Source organism: Granulosicoccus antarcticus IMCC3135 (assembly GCF_002215215.1).
Taxonomy (GTDB): Bacteria; Pseudomonadota; Gammaproteobacteria; order Granulosicoccales; family Granulosicoccaceae; genus Granulosicoccus; species Granulosicoccus antarcticus.
In genome coordinates this window covers 368,090-385,000 of sequence record NZ_CP018632.1, presented here as the reverse complement: position 1 = coordinate 385,000, position 16,911 = coordinate 368,090, and the positions used below count along the sequence as shown (strand labels likewise).

At 53.8% G+C, this 16,911-nt stretch carries 18 protein-coding genes (1 of these 18 running past the window's edge); 12 read left to right on the top strand and 6 right to left on the bottom strand.

Features of this window, described 5'->3' with window-relative positions; all coding sequences use genetic code 11:
* On the top strand, positions 1-177 hold the final stretch of the coding sequence (locus IMCC3135_RS01800) for a hypothetical protein (protein ID WP_157735706.1). 258 nt of this gene lie to the left of the window's left edge; only the last 177 of its 435 coding nucleotides appear in the window; its start codon lies beyond the left edge, outside the window; it ends in the stop codon at positions 175-177.
* 13 nt (positions 178-190) lie between these two features.
* Here IMCC3135_RS01800 and IMCC3135_RS01795 read toward each other — a convergent pair whose 3' ends face one another.
* A complete protein-coding gene (locus IMCC3135_RS01795) occupies positions 191-718 on the bottom strand; it encodes a gamma-glutamylcyclotransferase (RefSeq protein ID WP_157735705.1) in 528 nt (175 codons plus the stop codon).
* A gap of 208 nt (positions 719-926) precedes the next feature.
* Here IMCC3135_RS01795 and IMCC3135_RS01790 point away from each other — a divergent pair, with 208 nt between their 5' ends.
* From IMCC3135_RS01790 to IMCC3135_RS01765, 6 genes are all read left to right on the top strand, one after another.
* Positions 927-1,919, top strand: coding sequence for a BMP family protein (locus tag IMCC3135_RS01790; protein ID WP_088916025.1), 993 nt, complete (start codon positions 927-929; stop codon positions 1,917-1,919).
* A 24-nt stretch (positions 1,920-1,943) separates the two neighbouring features.
* Complete coding sequence (locus IMCC3135_RS01785) at positions 1,944-3,545, top strand: ABC transporter ATP-binding protein (protein WP_205737863.1); 1,602 nt, start codon at positions 1,944-1,946, stop codon at positions 3,543-3,545.
* Positions 3,493-4,605, top strand: coding sequence for an ABC transporter permease (locus IMCC3135_RS01780; protein ID WP_236994727.1), 1,113 nt, complete (start codon positions 3,493-3,495; stop codon positions 4,603-4,605). The genes IMCC3135_RS01785 and IMCC3135_RS01780 overlap by 53 nt, the downstream gene beginning before the upstream one ends.
* Complete coding sequence (locus IMCC3135_RS01775) at positions 4,605-5,549, top strand: ABC transporter permease (protein ID WP_088916023.1); 945 nt, start codon at positions 4,605-4,607, stop codon at positions 5,547-5,549. Before IMCC3135_RS01780 ends, IMCC3135_RS01775 begins: the two co-directional genes overlap by 1 nt.
* 32 nt (positions 5,550-5,581) lie before the next feature.
* The gene (locus tag IMCC3135_RS01770) at positions 5,582-6,016 is read left to right on the top strand and encodes a DUF6524 family protein (protein WP_157735704.1); all 435 of its coding nucleotides are present in this window, start codon (positions 5,582-5,584) and stop codon (positions 6,014-6,016) included.
* A gap of 65 nt (positions 6,017-6,081) precedes the next feature.
* Positions 6,082-6,753, top strand: a complete 672-nt coding sequence (locus IMCC3135_RS01765) for a hypothetical protein (protein ID WP_157735703.1) — start codon at positions 6,082-6,084, stop codon at positions 6,751-6,753.
* 40 nt (positions 6,754-6,793) lie between these two features.
* Here the strand turns inward: IMCC3135_RS01765 and IMCC3135_RS01760 are convergent, their stop codons facing one another.
* On the bottom strand, positions 6,794-7,210 hold the full coding sequence (locus tag IMCC3135_RS01760; protein WP_157735702.1) for a hypothetical protein: 417 nt from the start codon (positions 7,208-7,210) through the stop codon (positions 6,794-6,796).
* 310 nt (positions 7,211-7,520) lie between these two features.
* Here IMCC3135_RS01760 and IMCC3135_RS01755 point away from each other — a divergent pair, with 310 nt between their 5' ends.
* Together IMCC3135_RS01755 and IMCC3135_RS01750 are read left to right on the top strand one after the other, a co-directional pair.
* Positions 7,521-8,204, top strand: a complete 684-nt coding sequence (locus IMCC3135_RS01755; protein ID WP_088916019.1) for a penicillin-binding protein activator LpoB — start codon at positions 7,521-7,523, stop codon at positions 8,202-8,204.
* Between the two features lie 46 nt (positions 8,205-8,250).
* Complete coding sequence (locus tag IMCC3135_RS01750) at positions 8,251-9,426, top strand: COG3014 family protein (protein ID WP_088916018.1); 1,176 nt, start codon at positions 8,251-8,253, stop codon at positions 9,424-9,426.
* 28 nt (positions 9,427-9,454) lie between these two features.
* Here the strand turns inward: IMCC3135_RS01750 and IMCC3135_RS01745 are convergent, their stop codons facing one another.
* Complete coding sequence (locus tag IMCC3135_RS01745) at positions 9,455-10,516, bottom strand: cupin domain-containing protein (protein WP_088916017.1); 1,062 nt, start codon at positions 10,514-10,516, stop codon at positions 9,455-9,457.
* A 100-nt stretch (positions 10,517-10,616) separates the two neighbouring features.
* Here IMCC3135_RS01745 and IMCC3135_RS01740 point away from each other — a divergent pair, with 100 nt between their 5' ends.
* Positions 10,617-11,360 carry a VC0807 family protein gene (locus IMCC3135_RS01740; protein WP_088916016.1) on the top strand — a complete coding sequence of 248 codons (744 nt, stop codon included), beginning with the start codon at positions 10,617-10,619 and terminating at the stop codon, positions 11,358-11,360.
* 132 nt (positions 11,361-11,492) lie between these two features.
* Here the strand turns inward: IMCC3135_RS01740 and IMCC3135_RS01735 are convergent, their stop codons facing one another.
* Complete coding sequence (locus tag IMCC3135_RS01735) at positions 11,493-12,998, bottom strand: DegQ family serine endoprotease (protein WP_236994726.1); 1,506 nt, start codon at positions 12,996-12,998, stop codon at positions 11,493-11,495.
* Between the two features lie 155 nt (positions 12,999-13,153).
* Between IMCC3135_RS01735 and IMCC3135_RS01730 the strand changes: the two genes are divergently transcribed.
* On the top strand, positions 13,154-13,849 hold the full coding sequence (locus IMCC3135_RS01730; RefSeq protein ID WP_088916015.1) for a response regulator transcription factor: 696 nt from the start codon (positions 13,154-13,156) through the stop codon (positions 13,847-13,849).
* A 92-nt stretch (positions 13,850-13,941) separates the two neighbouring features.
* Positions 13,942-15,498: a sensor histidine kinase gene (locus IMCC3135_RS01725; protein ID WP_088916014.1), complete on the top strand. Its 1,557-nt coding sequence runs from the start codon at positions 13,942-13,944 to the stop codon at positions 15,496-15,498.
* A 2-nt stretch (positions 15,499-15,500) separates the two neighbouring features.
* Here the strand turns inward: IMCC3135_RS01725 and IMCC3135_RS01720 are convergent, their stop codons facing one another.
* Together IMCC3135_RS01720 and IMCC3135_RS01715 are read right to left on the bottom strand one after the other, a co-directional pair.
* On the bottom strand, positions 15,501-15,962 hold the full coding sequence (locus tag IMCC3135_RS01720) for a hypothetical protein (RefSeq protein ID WP_088916013.1): 462 nt from the start codon (positions 15,960-15,962) through the stop codon (positions 15,501-15,503).
* A gap of 18 nt (positions 15,963-15,980) precedes the next feature.
* Positions 15,981-16,847, bottom strand: a complete 867-nt coding sequence (locus IMCC3135_RS01715) for a YicC/YloC family endoribonuclease (RefSeq protein WP_088916012.1) — start codon at positions 16,845-16,847, stop codon at positions 15,981-15,983.
* Between the last annotated feature and the right edge of the window lie 64 nt (positions 16,848-16,911).

The window sequence follows — 16,911 nt, the reverse complement described above, 5'->3', positions numbered from 1 at the left end:
CATAACGGCGATTTGAAGGGTCGATCAGCCTCCTCGACCTATCTGGGACGCGATGGTGGAGCACGCCCTATCAAAGGTCGATGCTTCGGCACGGTGGATAAAGAGTCTACAAAGATTGCTCTGACATGTGAAGACATTAAAAAGGGCACCTACCCTCTGACACTGCAAAAGCTCTGACCCACCAGCCAGATCAACGCTTTTCAATCAGACTACGCACCCGGCCTGCCAGCACACTTATATAAGCATCTGGCATGTCGTGTGTCTTCAGAATTTCTTCCAGGTTGAACAGGTAGTCTCGATTACTACCACTGGGCCCCTGCCTCTTGGAAATCAGAAGAGCCAGTTCATCCAGTGACTCACCCTCTCGCCACGAAGGGTTGTCCGCTGCTGCAATCCAGGTCAGCCCTGGCACGATTACACCGTCTGACAATTGCAACGGTGCATATACCCGTTCGTACCCATCCTGCTCGCGCTCATCAAGATAGCTCAGAATTTGCGTACGCCCCACTGGTGGCAACTCAAAAGCCATACCCTGACAGCTGCCACCCCGGACAGGCACCAGAGTCACTACTCTGCCAGGCAGTTCCAGAGTCCCTCGATGATCATGAGAAGCCTGGCAGAATCGACGTTCATATCCCGGCAAAGCAGCATGCAGACTTCGCAAGTGCTCGAAACCAGGCCGCCATATGATGGAACCGTATCCAAAGATCCAGAGCACGAGAGAATTCCCAAATATCAAAATAGTCGCAAGTATGGCATTACCTTGCACATGAAGATAATGGTCGGCATTAGTTGACCCGATGCGCAAGCGCTCGTAGTCTCCTACCTGCCAGACACTATTACGCACTCATCTGCTCAGTCGTTCACCCGATTTACGGGCACGAAATCCGAGCAACCCCGCTACTCATATATAAGGAGTCACCTGCATGTCCGTAAACAAGAAGCTGGCCACATGGTTGATCGCCGGCGCCTTTGCTGCCCTCAGCAGCCCTTTGCTTGCTGACACTATACGGGTGGCGGGTATATACACTCAACCCATTCAACAGAAGTGGGATGCCCGCCTACACCTGGCATTGCAAGCCCTGGAAGATGCGGGTGAAATCGAATACGACTATTCCGAAAAAGTCGCAAACACCGACTATGTCAGAGTGTTGCGTGAATACGCCGAAGGCGGCGTAGAACTGGTAATTGGCGAGGCTTTCGGCATCAGTCGTGAAGCGCGCAAGGTCGCGGACGACTATCCCGACACCGCGTTTCTGATGGGCGACCCCTTTGCCGCTCACAGCACCAACTTTTCTGTTTTCGACAACTACATTCACGAACCCTGCTACCTGATGGGCATGATTGCGGGCAGCATGACCACCAGCAACAAGATTGGCATGGTGGGCGGCTACCCGATTGGTGAAGTTAACCGACTCTTCAATGCCTTCATGGCAGGCGCCAAATCTGTTAATCCCGATGTCGAGTTCAAGATCACCTTTATTGGCAGCTGGTATGACCCACCGCGTGCAAAAGAAGCAGCTTTCGCTCAGATCGAAGCGGGTGCTGACATCATGTATGCCGAGCGTGCCGGTGTCGTGGATGCCGCCCGCGAGAAAGGCATTCTGGCTTTCGGTAACGTCAATGACATGAACAAGGAAGAAAACGGCACCGATGTGGTTGTAACCTCCGCACTCTGGCATATGGAAAATGCCGTCGCACATGCGGTAGAACAGGTCAAGGCGGGGACCTTTGCCGCCGAAGACTATCGGGAATGGACCATGATGGCCAAGGGCGGTGCATCATTGGCACCTTTTTATGAATTCGACGACAAGATCGATGCCGGCATCAAGACTCAGATCGAAAACGTGGCGGCTGACATCATCGCAGGTGACTTTACAGTCGATATCAATGACGACGAACCAAAGTCCACTTATTAGAAAACAGGAATCGAGCCTGAACGCGTGACTTCACAAGATCCATTACAGGCTGCAGCTCAATCATCATCTCCGTCGCAGCATGACGGAGATGATGACAAACCCACTCCCATACTCTCGCTGATTGGCATTACCAAACACTTCGGTGCACTGGCAGCCAATGAAAATATCAGCCTGTCTCTCCATAGCGGCGAGATTGTCGCCCTGCTCGGTGAGAACGGAGCTGGCAAAACCACCCTGATGAACATTCTATTCGGCCATTACCGGGCTGATAGCGGCAGCATCGAAGCGTTTGGCAAACCACTGGAACAGCACACACCCGAAGAGGCTCTCGCCAGGGGAATCGGCATGGTGCACCAGCATTTCACCCTGGCTGACAACCTCTCGGTACTCGATAATATTCTGTTGGGTACCGAATCACTGTGGCAACCGTTCAGTCGTCGCAATAGTGCTCGCACCAGATTACAGCGAATCATGAGCGAGGCCGGTCTGAGCGTGAACATCGACGCACCAGTGCGGGATCTGTCTGTTGGCGAGCGCCAGCGTGTCGAGATTCTCAAAGCACTCTATCGTAACGTTCGCATACTGATTCTTGACGAGCCAACAGCGGTGCTGACGCCGCAGGAAGTCGATGATCTGTTCGTGCTGTTACGCAGCATGGCAGCGCAAGGGCTGGCTATCATCATTATCTCTCACAAACTGCAAGAGGTCATGGCAATCAGCGACCGTGTCGTTGTGCTTCGTGCCGGCCAGATGGTGGGGGCCGCGGTCACCGCTACCGTCAGTCGGGATCAGCTTGCAGAAATGATCGTTGGCAGACAGATCGAACGCCCCAGCCTCGAAGCTCGCACTGCCGGTGAGGAGTTACTGTCACTGCGCGGTGTCTACCTACAAGACAAAGGTCGCGAACGTCCCACCCTCGACAATATAAATCTGCAGATCCGTGCCTGCGAAATAGTCGGTGTGGCCGGTGTCTCCGGTAATGGTCAGAGCAGCCTGGCCGATGTGCTATCCGGATTACGTACGCCTGATGAAGGCGAGTTTGTCCTGCATGGAAACGTCCAACGACGACCATCACCTCGATCACTGACCCGACAAGGTCTGGCTCGAATTCCCGAAGATCGGCACCTGCGAGGTGTGATCAGTGAAATGAGTCTGTGGGAAAACCTGCTGCTGGATGAACTGGGCACAAGGCCGATCTGGAAGCTGGGAATGCTACTGGACCGACAGGCAGCCCGTGCTCAGGCTCGCCAACTGATTAGTGATTTTGATGTCCGCTGCAGCAACGAGGATCAACCAGCCGGGCTGTTATCCGGAGGCAATATGCAAAAACTGATTCTGGCCAGAAATCTGGCTCGCAATCCTGACATCATTCTCGCCAATCAACCCACGCGCGGCCTGGATGAAGGTGCCATTGCCGCAGTGCATACCTTGCTGATCAATGCCCGTAACCAAGGCGCCGGAGTCCTGTTGATTACGGAGGATCTGGATGAACTACTGCGACTCTCCGATCGGGTTGTCGTTATGCACAATGGACACATGAGCGAGTCATTGACCAGTCAAGGACTGAGCGCCCGTGAATTGGGCTTGCGAATGTCCGGTGCCTTTGAAGAATCCGCAAAACCATGATCAAAGCCTGCTGATGCAACTCGAACTTCGTGAGTCAACACCCTGGTGGCTATCGCTCTCAGCCCCGATAATCGCTATCTGCCTGTCATTACTACTGGCATCACTGCTGATTGTCTGGGCCGGCGAATCCGTCATCGAGGCATTCAGGACGATGGCTGTCGGCGCATTTGGCAGCACTTTTGCCTTGACCGAAACACTGTCACGGGCTATTCCGCTGACCTTGACCGGCTTAGCGGCGGCAATTGCTTTTCGAGCGCGCTTTTACAACATTGGAGCCGAAGGCCAGCTGTATTGTGGAGCCTTGGCTGCGACCTTGATCGGCAGTGGGTTTCTCAACCTGCCCTCTCATCTGCTTATCCCACTTCTGTTCATTGCAGGAGCGGCTGCGGGAGGCCTTGCGCTGCTGTTGCCATGGTTTCTGAAAACACGACTGAATGTCGACGAGGTCGTCACCACCCTGCTACTGAATTTCATCATTCTGCTGCTGGTCAGTTTTGCTCTGGAAGGCCCTTTGCGAGACCCGATGTCTATGGGATGGCCGCAGGCCGCCCCCATCATTGATGCCGGAGTACTGCCCGCACTTGTGCCACGCACTCGACTGCATGCCGGTGCCTTCTTTGCCCTGGCAGCGGCTGTGATCCTGTGGCTGCTACTGCGTTATAGCGTATTCGGGTTCAGCATCAAGTCGCTGGGACTCAATAGTCATGCGGCAGAGCATGCTGGAATACCTGCCAAGCGGACCCTGCTCTGGGTCGCCCTGCTAAGCGGCGCGCTGGCGGGCTGTGCCGGTGTCAGCGAGGTGGCCGGCCTCAAAGGTTATCTGACGCTGGACCTGTCACCCGGATTTGGCTACACCGGTATCGCTGTGGCCATGCTGGCCAACCTGCACCCGCTGGGAGTGGTCCTGTCGGCCATCTTTCTTGCCGGCGTATCTGTCGGGGCGGATTCCATGGGACGCGCTCTGGGCGTACCCAGCTACATTGCCGACATCATGGTGGCCTCAGCTGTGCTGAGCGTTCTGATTGGACTGATGTTCACCCGTTACCGGATTCGCCACTGATGGATATTCTGGACATACTGATCAGTGCCAGCTTCTGGGCTGCCACCATCAGAATCGCCTGCCCGCTCGTATTTGCAACATTGGGCGAGCTGATCTGTGAACGCGCCGGGGTTCTCAATCTGGGCATTGAAGGAATCATGACAGCCGGCGCCATGAGTGGCTGGTTGTGGGTATTCAACGGTGGCGATCTGATCAGCGCCGTCTTTTTCGCGGCCTTTGTCGGAGCCATCCTGGGCCTGTTGCATGCCAGTTTTACGGTTTCCCTTGGGCTATCACAGCATGTCACGGGAATCGGCATCACGCTGCTGGCTTCTTCTCTGAGCTATTTCATCATCAAGATGCTGTTGCCGGCGAGTACCGCACCGCCCAAAATCACCCCATTCCAAAGTCTCGACATTCCAGTTTTATCGGCGCTGCCTTTCTTGGGCGAAGCCTTGTTCTCCCACACAGCGCTGACCTACACAGCCTTTCTCATCGTACCCGTTATCATGTATGTGCTCTATCGCACCCCCTGGGGCCTGGCAGTACGTATCGCCGGTGAAAATCCAGTGGCACTGGAAGCGCAGGGAATCAACGTTATCAGTGTGCGTACCCTGGCGGTCATGCTGGGCAGCGCACTGATGGCCGTCGGGGGAGCCTCCCTGACCATCAGCGCATTCGACGCCTTCTATTTCGGCATGGTCAACGGTCGCGGCTGGATATGCATTGCACTGGTTATCTTCGCCTCATGGAGACCTGGCAAGGCACTGCTGGGTGCATTGCTGTTTGCAGGGCTCGATGCCTTTCAAGTCCGCATGCAACAACAGGTTGGAGCCTATATTCCCTACCAGTTCTTTCTCATGCTGCCCTACGTTCTGAGCATCGTGGCGATGATTATCGTGGCCCGACGTGCCGAATACCCCAAGGCGTTACTCAAACCCTATCGCCGCGGGGAACGACTATAGTTACGCTTTCTCCTGATAACAGATACTGATCAATGCTCCAGGCCATCAAGGACTCCTCTCCTGCCGTTCTAATCGTCCGTATGCTGATTGCTGCGGTTGTGGTTTTTGCTACCTACAACCCCACTGGCACATCTATTTTTCACTGGGTAGTCAACAATGAGAACCCGACTGATGCCTGGGTCATCCTTGGGGCTATCGTTACTGTCCTTATCAATGTTGCCTTGTTCATAGCGGCCTGGAAAGCTCTGGGAAAGCTAGGCACCCTCATTGTCATCATCTTCTTTGCCGCTCTGATCTATCTTTCCCTGCAAGAAGGCTGGGTTAGTTCCACTAGCCGCGAGTCGCTCGAATGGCTGGGGTTGATTCTGCTCAGTGCCTTTCTGGGAATTGGCCTGTCCGGAGCCATTCTCTGGCGTCGAGCCACAGGGCAGGTAATTACCGATGAGGCGGATGACCTCAATCGCTAGATTGCGCCATTCCAGCCTGACAAAAGCCGGACTCATATGTCAGCTGACCTTACTGGTCGGCTGACTTGTCACGCTCTACACCACCCAGGTTACGCCTGACACTGCTTGGAATTTTGTTCCTTTCGGTGGTAATTGCCGTCGTCAGCTACACGCATCAGCTGATTATTCCGCTGTTTCTCGGCATGCTGACCTGGGGCAAGGCTTGGATTAAAAGCCTGACCCCCAAGCTTGGCCTGCTGTTGATGAAAAACGGGGTCATCATTCAAATCAGGCGTTTGCTGGTGCAAGCCTCGACCCATTTACTACTGAAATCACATCGCCCCTGGCGCCGCTGGGTTGGCAGCATGCGACTGGTCATGCTGGCAACTGCCAAAAATGCCTTTTCCCGCTACCTCGGACTACCTCTGTGGTCAAGAACCGTGCTGGCACTGCTACTTCTACTGATCACCGCCGGCAGTTCTTTTGCCATATTTGCACTGCTTGTCATACCCCAGGCCGTACTCATCTGGTTACGTCAGAAAGTACTGGCCATGCTGAACAAATTAGGTGTGACCAAATTCTTTGCAGCTCTCTGGCAGCATGCGGTCCCGGAAGCCTTGCGCAAGCGCTGGCATATCCACATAAAATGGACGCTTGGGCGCCGGCAAGTTATTGCAGCAAAGCGCCTGCATCAAAGTGTGACGCGCACCGCAAACATGCCGTCAGAAAAACAGACACCTGAAAATATCGACGACTAAGAGATCGTGCGATGGAAAATCTCGAGCGAAGGTTTCTACTTCACCGGCTCCTGACTTTCACAGACCTAAGGGATCGATGCTTGCGAAAGGCTTGAGGATCAGCGGCTTCCTTGTACAAACCATACAGCTGTTGTAATGCATACAGGGTCAGAATAACCGTGAACATCAATACAGGGTAAGCAAGCAGTGAGAGTATGTTTTCGAGACTGTTGGCAACTCGGTGCAAACCCAGATTCACGGCGACTTCTTCACTATCAGAGGTATACAACATTGCCCAGAGACAGCCGATGGAACTCAGGAGACCTATCAGGAACAAAGAAGTATGCAGGACCAGTCTCGATTTACCGGAAGAGCGCCGATTCGTCACTTTGCCGCGATCGCGCTGCACCAGCAATTCGAAGTCCTGTTCCGTCTTTGCAGGTAAATTCGAGTCTATAACCTTGAGAGCTTTAGTCATGTTAATCCCCACACCCTTGCTACCAGCTTGAGCAGTACGGCTGTGATTTCCACAATAATCCATTATAAGGACGCCTGATTTCAAACAGACGTGACTGGCAACGTAGCACAACCTCACACCGTCACAAAATACCTTATCGGCGTCTACGATCGCATTTCGGCATTCAATTGCCTTTTTTGATAATCAGTTATCATTTTCCAAGCCAGTCTGGTTAATCTGACGTTCAGGATTCTTGCGTAAGCTGCCGCAGACGAATCAGGCTAGACTTGAATTATTCCACCCCAGCTCGCGACGCATCCCGGAGATCCGCATGCATCATTCATCTATGAGTAACTTCACGACCAATATTGCGGCTGTCTCGCACAAGCCGTCGCAGGTCAGCAGAACCACTTGGGGGCGCTGCGGACAGATTCTGGCAATGGGCATGATCTTCAGCCTGCTGGGCGCTTGCGCAACCACTCGCTCAATCGATCCCGAATCAACGACACACTACGACGCCAGTTACGATTTTTCAGACAAGAAAGAAATTGTCGACTCACTGACGCAAAGCCTGTTGGGCTCACCCAGCATACCGACGGAGACCGTCAAACCTATCATCGTCATTTACGGCATCGACAATGAAACCTCTGAACACATCAGCACCAGCGGCATAACTGACGACATTCGCCTGTCCTTGATCAAATCAGGTGAATACCGCTTCATCAATCGTAAACAACGCGCCAACCTGCAAGAAGAGGCTGATTATCAGTACGCCGGCTTCGTCCCGCCTGAGCAACGAGTCACAGAAGGCAGACAGCTAGGAGCTGACTTCATTCTGTCAGGCACGCTTCGCTCTATCGAGAAAAAGCAACCCAAACAAATCCGACTCAGCAAACGCAAGCTTGTGTATTACTCCATGAACCTGGAGCTGACCAACCTTGAAACCGGTGAAATTTCCTGGGCTGACAACGTCGAAATCGCACGTGAATCCTCCCGTCCCATCATTGGTTGGTAGGCATTCGCCTACCCCAGTGAAATCCACTCAAACGTAATTGCGCCGGATGCCATCATTGCTCATCAGTGCCCTGCGAAAACATAGTCTGCGTGCCCTACTGCTTCTCTCAGTAGTCGCACTGCAGGCCTGTGCGACGTCTGGTGTGCTGAATGTGGCACGTGATCAGTTTCGTCATGGCAGTACCAATGAGGCCATGCAGACTTTGTCTGAGGCCAGCGTTTCCCGGCGCAACAAACTACTGCTGTATATGGATCGCGGGCTGATCGCACAAACAGCAGGGCATTACGAGGACAGTATTGCCGCCTTCGAACAAGCCATTCAGCTGGTCGACGATCTTGACTATGTCAGCTTGCGTGACCAATCGGCAGCAATACTAACCAGCGACTGGGCTTCCCGGTATAGCGGGGAGTACAGCGAAAGGTTGTGGCTACACACGTTCCAGATGCTCAATTATCTAATGCTGGACGACCCTCAGGGCGCTGCCGTGGAGGCACGCCGCGCCGTCGCTTTGTACGAAAAATACGGTGATGTACTGAAGCAGGACATGTTCACCCGCTCCGTCATGGCATTGAGTTTCATGGCCGCCGGTCAGTACGACAGTGCTCGAGTCGAATACAGGAAGTTGACAGAGGACTTCGGTATTGCCGAACCAAAGCCATTGTCCAGAAAACAGAGCGAACTGATTTTGTTTATTGCCACAGGCTTTATCCAGCCCAAACTGCCGGGTGATCTGTTCATCGATATCAATGCCCGAATCTCATTTCCTTTCTACCCCGCATCCAGCAACAGTCCACCGACGGTGCAGGTACTCGCGGACAATCAACCATTGCCAGTCGAACGCGCTGACTCGCAGCTGGTAGCAATATCCAGTGACGCCCTGGCCGATAGAGGCAAGAGCATCGCCGCCCGGCAGGCCTTGCGCCTGGCGGCCAAATACGGCGTCTCGGAGTCGATTGAAAGCCACGATGCGCTTGCAGGCGGCATCGTGAAATTGCTTTTTCTGGCACTTGAACAAGCCGATACGCGCAGCTGGGAGACGTTACCCGCCTACCTCACGCTGATCCGGGTTCCGCTTGAACCTGGCGCACACTCTCTGCGACTGTTGATCAATGGCTCTGATGGCAATTCGGCAATCATCGGACAACGTCGCACGCTGGATATCGAGCTTGCGCCCGGACAACGATCGTTCAGATTGATCAGACTAGGTGTCAATAACAACTAGTGGATCTGCGGTGATGCCGACCGGCACACTAGATTCTGGTGGCAAAAGTGCCTGGCAGAGAAACCTCCAGCAAGCTGACATCACTGGAGATGTCACCGATCGTATATTCATCATCAGGTGGCAGCGTAAAGGCATCACCAGCAACCAGTAACTGCCTATTGATGCGCACACTGCCAGTGACGACATAGGTAAACAATAACTGCGCATCATGCGAGGTGACGTAGGAGGGTGAGGCCCCCATGGCTTTGAGCATTCGTACGCCGGCAAGACCGGCCGAGGCCTCAGCAACGCCCGTATCTGCAGCGGCCAGGCCCGGCAGTCGATGCGGCTGCCAGCGTGCGCTTTCCAATGTGAAATGACAGAACCGCTGGCCATGAAACAGGCGGTGGCTGTCAACTCGCCCCGTCGGCAACTGCATGTCGTTATCAATAGCGGTGACATGCTCTGCCGGCGTGCCGATTTCGATGACTTCAAGCCCGTTTGATGTTTCCAGCACCCGGTGGCGTATATGCGGCGGTTGTGTCACACAATCACCCGCACGCAACGTAATTGGTGGGCCCTGATCCTCATACGCCAACTGTATCCAACCCTGCACACAAAACAGCAGCTGGAAACCGGCGGTGTGATAGTGCACACGATCACGCACCGGACCACCATTGGGGATACGGATATGCGAGGCGATAATGCCGCCATTCAACCGACTGGGGATAAGGTCCCGACTATGAGTACCTGCATGCCCTGCCGTCCATGGAGTACTTCGCAACGTACAGATTTCGGTTCGATGACTCGCGAAACTCTGCATGAATGGCTCAACCGGCGACTCCCACCTGATTTCAGTACCGCTGGGCGAGTGCAGGGTGCTGCGTGATTTTGCTTCTGACTTCATCACCAGCAGGCCGGGAGCACCTGCGTACCGCGTATCCAATAGCAGAGACAACCCAAAGCCGGAAAGTTCTGCCGAGTGCGGATTGTCAGACGGATAGACTCGCAACAGCTGCAAGTGCAACTCTCGGGTATAAAAAGCGATATCGGCCTGCAGATCAGTGCAGGGCAATACACTGAATGCCTGGTCTTCTTGTTTGTTAGCCATCAATGTGTTGATTTAGTCTACCCGGCAATCATACGTCAGAGCTAACTTCAATGCCCCGTCATACCGCTATACTCGCCATGCGCCAACACCAGACAATACAGTGACTCAAACAGATACCAACAAGAAAACGCCTGCCAAGCAAAGTCCCTTTGTAGACTTGATCGTCAGCATTGTCCTGCCCTCGATCATCCTCATGAAATTCAGTGGTGATGACAAACTGGGGGCTACCAACGCCCTGATTCTGGCACTGGCCTTCCCCATCGGTTATGGCCTGTACGACTGGTTCATCAATGGCAAACGCAATATGATGGCGGTGCTGGGTGTTGTCAGTGTCATGCTGACCGGAGGCATTGGCCTGCTCAAGCTGGATGCCCAATGGCTCGCCATAAAAGAGGCTGCCATACCATTGTGCATCGGTATTGGTGTACTGGTGGCCAACAAACTTGGCTACCCACTCATCAGAAAATTGCTGTTCAATCCAACCATCATGAACGTCGAAAAAATCGATGGTGAACTGGACAAGATGAATACTCGAGCGCAATTTGAAACCCGACTCGATCATGCCAACACCCTGCTGGCAGGGACTTTCCTGTTCAGTGCCGTGATGAATTACTTTCTGGCCAAATTCATCGTTACCAGTGAAAGCGGATCTAGTGCATTCAACGAAGAGCTGGGCCGCATGACTCTGCTGAGCTACCCGGTCATTGCCATCCCATCAATGATCATGATGCTGGCCATTTTCTGGTTCATCTGGCGAACTGTCAATCGTCTGACTGGTTTGACACTTGAAGAAATCATGGTGACTGACGGCGCCGCAACCGATACAGACAAACCAGAAAAATAAACGGTAACTGTCCGGCTTCACAAAAAGCACAGCTGCCTGAGCCTGGTTCGGAAAAGATCGGTGTCATATGTGACCCGGCGTGGTTTTTCAACCCGCCGGGCCACCGTCAGCTTGACTTGTCTGAAGCCAACCTCAGCTGGAGGGTAAGGTCAGCGCAAGGAACATTGGTGAGCGTTCACGCTGAACCAGTATCGGTATGGCCTCGCCCGCGGGTGCCTCTTTGGTCAGCTCCTCCAGCTTGCTGACGCTGTCAACGGATTCTCTGTTCAGTGAAAGAATCACGTCGCCTTCACGAATACCGGCCTTCGCAGCAACACCATCCGGATCTATCTTCGCGACAACCACCCCCGAACTGATTCCCATCTCTTCGGCCTGCTTCGCAGGCACTTTGGCAACTTCAACGCCCAGACGAGATTCATCAATCGCATCCGGTGTGGCTACTGCACTCACTTGCCGACCCTCATCCAGTGGCTCTATGGTCACATCCAGCGTCTTCATCTTGCCATTGCGCAAGACTTCCATGCTGACCGTCTCTCCGGGAACCACCGCACCTACCAATGGCGGCAGAGCGCTCGAATAAGCGACTGCACGACCATTGAACTGCAGAATGATATCGCCACTGACAAGACCGGCCTTGTCAGCGGGGCTTTCAGCGGTAACCTGAGACACCAGTGCGCCTTCGGGCTTGTCCAGGCCAAAGGATTCAGCCAGCGACTGATCCACATTCTGAATGCCAACACCCAACCAGCCACGCGTCGCAAATCCACTTTCCTTCAACTGATTGGCAATCGACATCGCAACATTGATGGGAATGGAGAACGACAGGCCCTGATACCCACCGGAGCGCGAATATATCTGGGAATTCACACCCACCACCTCGCCATCGGTATTGAACAGCGGACCACCAGAATTGCCCGGATTAACAGCGACATCCGTCTGGATGAACGGCACATATGTGTCATCGGGCAAACTTCTGGCCAGTGCGGAAACGATGCCCTGAGTCGCTGTATGCTCGAATCCGAATGGAGAACCAATCGCCAGAACCCACTCGCCGACCTTTAATGTATCGGAATCACCAATGGTCACGGAGGGCAGCGTGCCAGCATCCAGCTTGAGCAACGCTATATCGCTTGCTGTATCGCTACCAATCAGCTTTGCTGTATATTCTCGTCGATCATTGAGCCCGACCTTTATCTCAGTGGCTTTGTCCACGACGTGCGCATTGGTGATGATGTAACCATCGTCGGAAATTATGAATCCGCTCCCAAATCCGGCACCTTGACGGGGTTCGGGGTCAGGATTTTGTGGCATTTGCTCGAAAAAACGACGAAACTGCTCGGGGATCTGGTCTGGATTGATTCCCGGGAAACCACTGCTAACGCTTTGTTCTTCCACAGTCAGAACGGAAATTTTTACAACCGTGTCTGCCTGTTCCTCGACAAGCTGGCTGAAATCAGGCAGCGTATCGGCAAAGGATGGCGTTACAGCAAGAATGGGCATCAATGCCAACCAAACAATTGGATTTCGATATATTCTGGTAGTACTGAGTAGACGTGACTTGATTGAAATGGCTCGCAAACGCACGGTGCCTTCCTTGTCAGGGCTTACATGGCAGAGAGGCTTGAGCGTATTGATCATGGTTTGAACTCCGTGGTTTTTCACGTAACTAGTTGAATCAAGGGAAGTCGGTGCACTAATTGACCAATTTCTGACTCCAGGCGTTGCATTACATGCCTGTTAGTCACTACATACCTTTAAAAGTTGTTTTCGCTTTACCAAAATATGGGGGCTACATGCGAATTTTACTAGTCGAGGACGACACCGAGGCAGCGGCATACCTTGTCAAAGGACTGACCGAAAGTGGGCATAGCGTCGAACATGCTGCCGACGGCGAGTTGGGCCTGGAGATGGCTATAGCCAACGCTTACGACTCCATGATCATCGACAGAATGCTTCCCAAGAGAGACGGCTTGTCAGTCATCGAGGAGCTGCGTCGCATGGGCAACATGGCCCCTGTGCTGATCCTCAGCGCTCTGGATGATGTCGACGAACGCGTTACCGGACTCAAGGCAGGCGGCGACGATTACCTGACCAAGCCCTACCAGCTTAGTGAGCTGACGGCGCGGCTGCAGGCATTGACCAGGCGTGCACACACAGGCGTTCAAGGCACTATTTTGCACGTTGGAGACCTGACACTTGATCTTATCAAGCACAAGGTCACGCGCTCGGGGCGCAACATCAACCTGCAACCGCGGGAATTCCGTTTGCTTGAATATCTCATGCAACATACCGGTCAGGTCGTCACTCGCAGCATGTTGCTGGAAAACGTGTGGGATTATCACTTTGACCCGCAAACCAATGTCATCGATGTGCAGATCAGTCGTCTGCGCAGCAAGATCGACAAGGATTTCGACTCCCCGCTGTTGCACACTGTGCGCGGCGCCGGATACAAGCTGCAGGAAGTCTCCTCTCCCGCTGAAACCAGTTAGCGCTCGCCATTGAGCCCGGACGGATCTGCAAGGATGCGTCCGGAATCACTTTCAGGCGTTGTGTGAATACCCCATAGCGCCATACAAACATCATGTTGCAGCACAATTCTGTCCAGAGCCCTGAGCCTGACGCCCCCGCTAAGGAGGGGTTAGCGGGCAGACTGCGACGTGGTCTTTTCAAACGACTCGACCAACGCCGCCTGTTTCGCACCTCGGCGTTTCGACTGGCGTTGATCTACGCCATGGTCTTCAGCACGTTGTCGGCAGCCACCCTGGGCTTCATCTACTGGTCGACCCGTGACCAGATAGAACTACAGGTGGATGCCAGACTTCGTCTGGAAACCGACTATCTGATCAATCTCTACAAATCAGGGGCGATGCCCGAGCTGCTCGAAGCCATCCAGCGACGCAACCAGATCGACACCTACGGACGTTTCTACTATCTGGCCAATAGCGACATGGCCGAAAAGAGCAAGGAAAAATCAACCGACGCCGTTCTGCCACTGAAATTGAAATCAGTGCGCTCACACACGACTCGCAACATGGGCGATGTCGCTGATTTGCCACCTGGCAGCCCGCGCGCGTTCAATCCGGTTCGGGTCGCTGAAACACAGCTGTCAGACGGTTTGAAACTGACCATCGGCCATGAAATCAGTGATGAACAGGCCTTGCTGGACCACACCTTCACACTGGTCGTTGGTGCAACCGGCCTGACGCTACTGTTCTCACTGATTGGTGGGCTCTGGATAGGCACCAGCGTATTGCGGCGTATCGACTCTGTCAGTCGTACCGCATCCGAGATCATGAGCGGAGATCTGTCACAACGTCTGCGTGTGACGGCTCGCGATGACGAGTTTGATGAAATCTCGACCAAGCTGAACCAGATGCTCAATCGAATCGAGGATTTGATGAAAAGCATGCAGCAGGTCACCAATAATGTGGCGCATGATCTTCGCAGCCCGCTGACTCGCCTGAGAAACCGGCTGGAAGTCACCCTGCTTGAGGAACGTGATCCGGATGTCTACCGTGTCGTCATGGATGAAGCCATCGGTGATGCCGACAGCCTGATTCACACCTTCAATGCCATGTTGAGCATAGCCAGGCTAGAAGCCGGAATCGACTCTGCGCAATGGAAGCCGACCCGCATGGGTGATCTGGCAGGGGAGCTTGCCGAGCTTTATGAGGCAGTTGCCGAAGAAGAAGGTCAATTGACTTTCCGCAGCGATATCAACAGTAACCCGACATTCCAGTGCAATCGACACCTGATTGGCCAGGCGCTGACGAATCTTCTGGACAACGCCATCAAATACACCCCCAAGGGTGGGCAGGTACGTCTGCGTCTTGAGGGTAATAGCGAAGCCTTCAGCATCACTGTGTCGGACAACGGGCCAGGTATTGCCGAAGCCGAGCGTGAGCGGGTTTTCGAACGATTTGTACGTCTCGAAAACGAACGCAATTCGCCAGGCAACGGGCTGGGCCTGAGCCTGGTGAAAGCCGTGATACGCCTGCACTCAGCCAAGATGACCATCGGTGACAGTGATCCTGGCAATCCAACCAACCCGGGACTGAAGATCAGCATTCACTTTACCCGCAAGGCGGCAGCCGAGAAGCATGCCAAAGATCTTGCGCTCAGTGAAACGCGTGCGTGATGCTATTGCAACTGCTCGGACAAATCCAGAAAAACCACACCATCCTGCTCCACATGCCAGACCCAATGGGTGTTTGAACCGGACACACTGGGCGCCATGCTGAGCTGAATCATCTCGCCTCGAACCAGTGATTCCAGCGCCTGCGCCTGGCTTGGCTGCACTCGCGCACCACGCGCCTTGCCAGCCTCTTCGAACCACAGATAATGGCGACCGGTCGAGCCGGATTTAACCACCGACAGACCGGTGAACACACCTTCTGCATCCATACTTTCTGCTCGAATGGGCGCGCTGTGACTCTGCTCTGACTCACTCTGAAAGTGAATGTACAGACCCACTATCAGCATGATAACGGGCAGTGCCGTCAGAATCGAATGGATCGGGTTGCGCTGCTTAGGCACATAGGTAACATCCGGCTCAAGCGGCGGCGGCCAGTCATACGGTTTTTTCTTGACCTTTTTGCTCATGCTTTTGGGACTGTCAGATTATTCAACGTTTTGTACCTGTTCTCGCATTTGTTCAATCAGGACTTTCATATCGACAGCGATGGCTGTTGTGTCCTTGTCCGATGATTTCGAACTGATTGTATTTGTCTCGCGATTGAATTCCTGCATGAGAAAATCCAGTCGCCTGCCCACAGGCTCATCTCGCTGCAAAGCCAGACTCAGTTCGCTGACGTGAGCATCCAGACGATCCAGCTCCTCGTCGATGTCCAGGCGTTGCGCAACATGAACAAGTTCCTGTTCGAGCCTGTCCTCATCGTGATCCACTGCCAGCTGTCCAAGTCTGACCAGCAACTTCTCCCGCTGCTTTGCCAGAACCTGGGGGCGCCGCTGACGTAGCTTCGCAAGTAGTTCATGTATTTGAGCATTTCTTGTCATCAGCAAAGCTGCCATCTGCTGCCCCTCCCGCTCACGGGTTGCCATGAAATCCTGCAAAGCCTGGGCAAAAGCCGTCTGCGCAGCATCCGTTGGAATATCTGACAGGCCGGAGCCGATCACCAGGACCCCTGGCCACTGCAACAACCTGACCGAGTCCACTATGCAGCTGGCACTGGTCAAGCCCTCCACCTGACCGGCGGCCTGGGCGAGCTCTGCCAGCAAAGCGGTATTGATAGTGATACCACCCGTGCTGTCCGAGACTTCATTGACTCTCAGACTGAGCTCGATCTTGCCTCGATGTACAGATTTTGTCAGCCGTTCACGAACCTCGGATTCGACAGCGCGTAACGTTTCAGGCAATCGAATGCTGATATCCAGATATCGGTGATTGAGCGAGCGAATCTCGCACAGCAACTCACCACCGTCGATGCTCAAGGTGCTGCGCCCGAAGGCCGTCATGCTACGCAACATGGTCGGTTTTAGTCCCTGTTTTCACTGAATACGGCAATTTACACGAATCCAAGGGTTCTGCTTG

Excerpts from the sequence above, each read along its gene's own strand:
- IMCC3135_RS01725 (WP_088916014.1), top strand. The coding sequence starts at position 13,942 with ATGTTGCAGCACAATTCTGTCCAGAGCCCTGAGCCTGACGCCCCCGCT.
- IMCC3135_RS01760 (WP_157735702.1), bottom strand. The coding sequence starts at position 7,210 with ATGACTAAAGCTCTCAAGGTTATAGACTCGAATTTACCTGCAAAGACG.
- IMCC3135_RS01720 (WP_088916013.1), bottom strand. The coding sequence starts at position 15,962 with ATGAGCAAAAAGGTCAAGAAAAAACCGTATGACTGGCCGCCGCCGCTT.
- IMCC3135_RS01755 (WP_088916019.1), top strand. The coding sequence starts at position 7,521 with ATGCATCATTCATCTATGAGTAACTTCACGACCAATATTGCGGCTGTC.
- IMCC3135_RS01735 (WP_236994726.1), bottom strand. The coding sequence starts at position 12,998 with ATGATCAATACGCTCAAGCCTCTCTGCCATGTAAGCCCTGACAAGGAA.
- IMCC3135_RS01750 (WP_088916018.1), top strand. The coding sequence starts at position 8,251 with ATGCCATCATTGCTCATCAGTGCCCTGCGAAAACATAGTCTGCGTGCC.
- IMCC3135_RS01775 (WP_088916023.1), top strand. The coding sequence starts at position 4,605 with ATGGATATTCTGGACATACTGATCAGTGCCAGCTTCTGGGCTGCCACC.
- IMCC3135_RS01770 (WP_157735704.1), top strand. The coding sequence starts at position 5,582 with ATGCTCCAGGCCATCAAGGACTCCTCTCCTGCCGTTCTAATCGTCCGT.
- IMCC3135_RS01730 (WP_088916015.1), top strand. The coding sequence starts at position 13,154 with ATGCGAATTTTACTAGTCGAGGACGACACCGAGGCAGCGGCATACCTT.
- IMCC3135_RS01790 (WP_088916025.1), top strand. The coding sequence starts at position 927 with ATGTCCGTAAACAAGAAGCTGGCCACATGGTTGATCGCCGGCGCCTTT.
- IMCC3135_RS01715 (WP_088916012.1), bottom strand. The coding sequence starts at position 16,847 with ATGTTGCGTAGCATGACGGCCTTCGGGCGCAGCACCTTGAGCATCGAC.
- IMCC3135_RS01745 (WP_088916017.1), bottom strand. The coding sequence starts at position 10,516 with ATGGCTAACAAACAAGAAGACCAGGCATTCAGTGTATTGCCCTGCACT.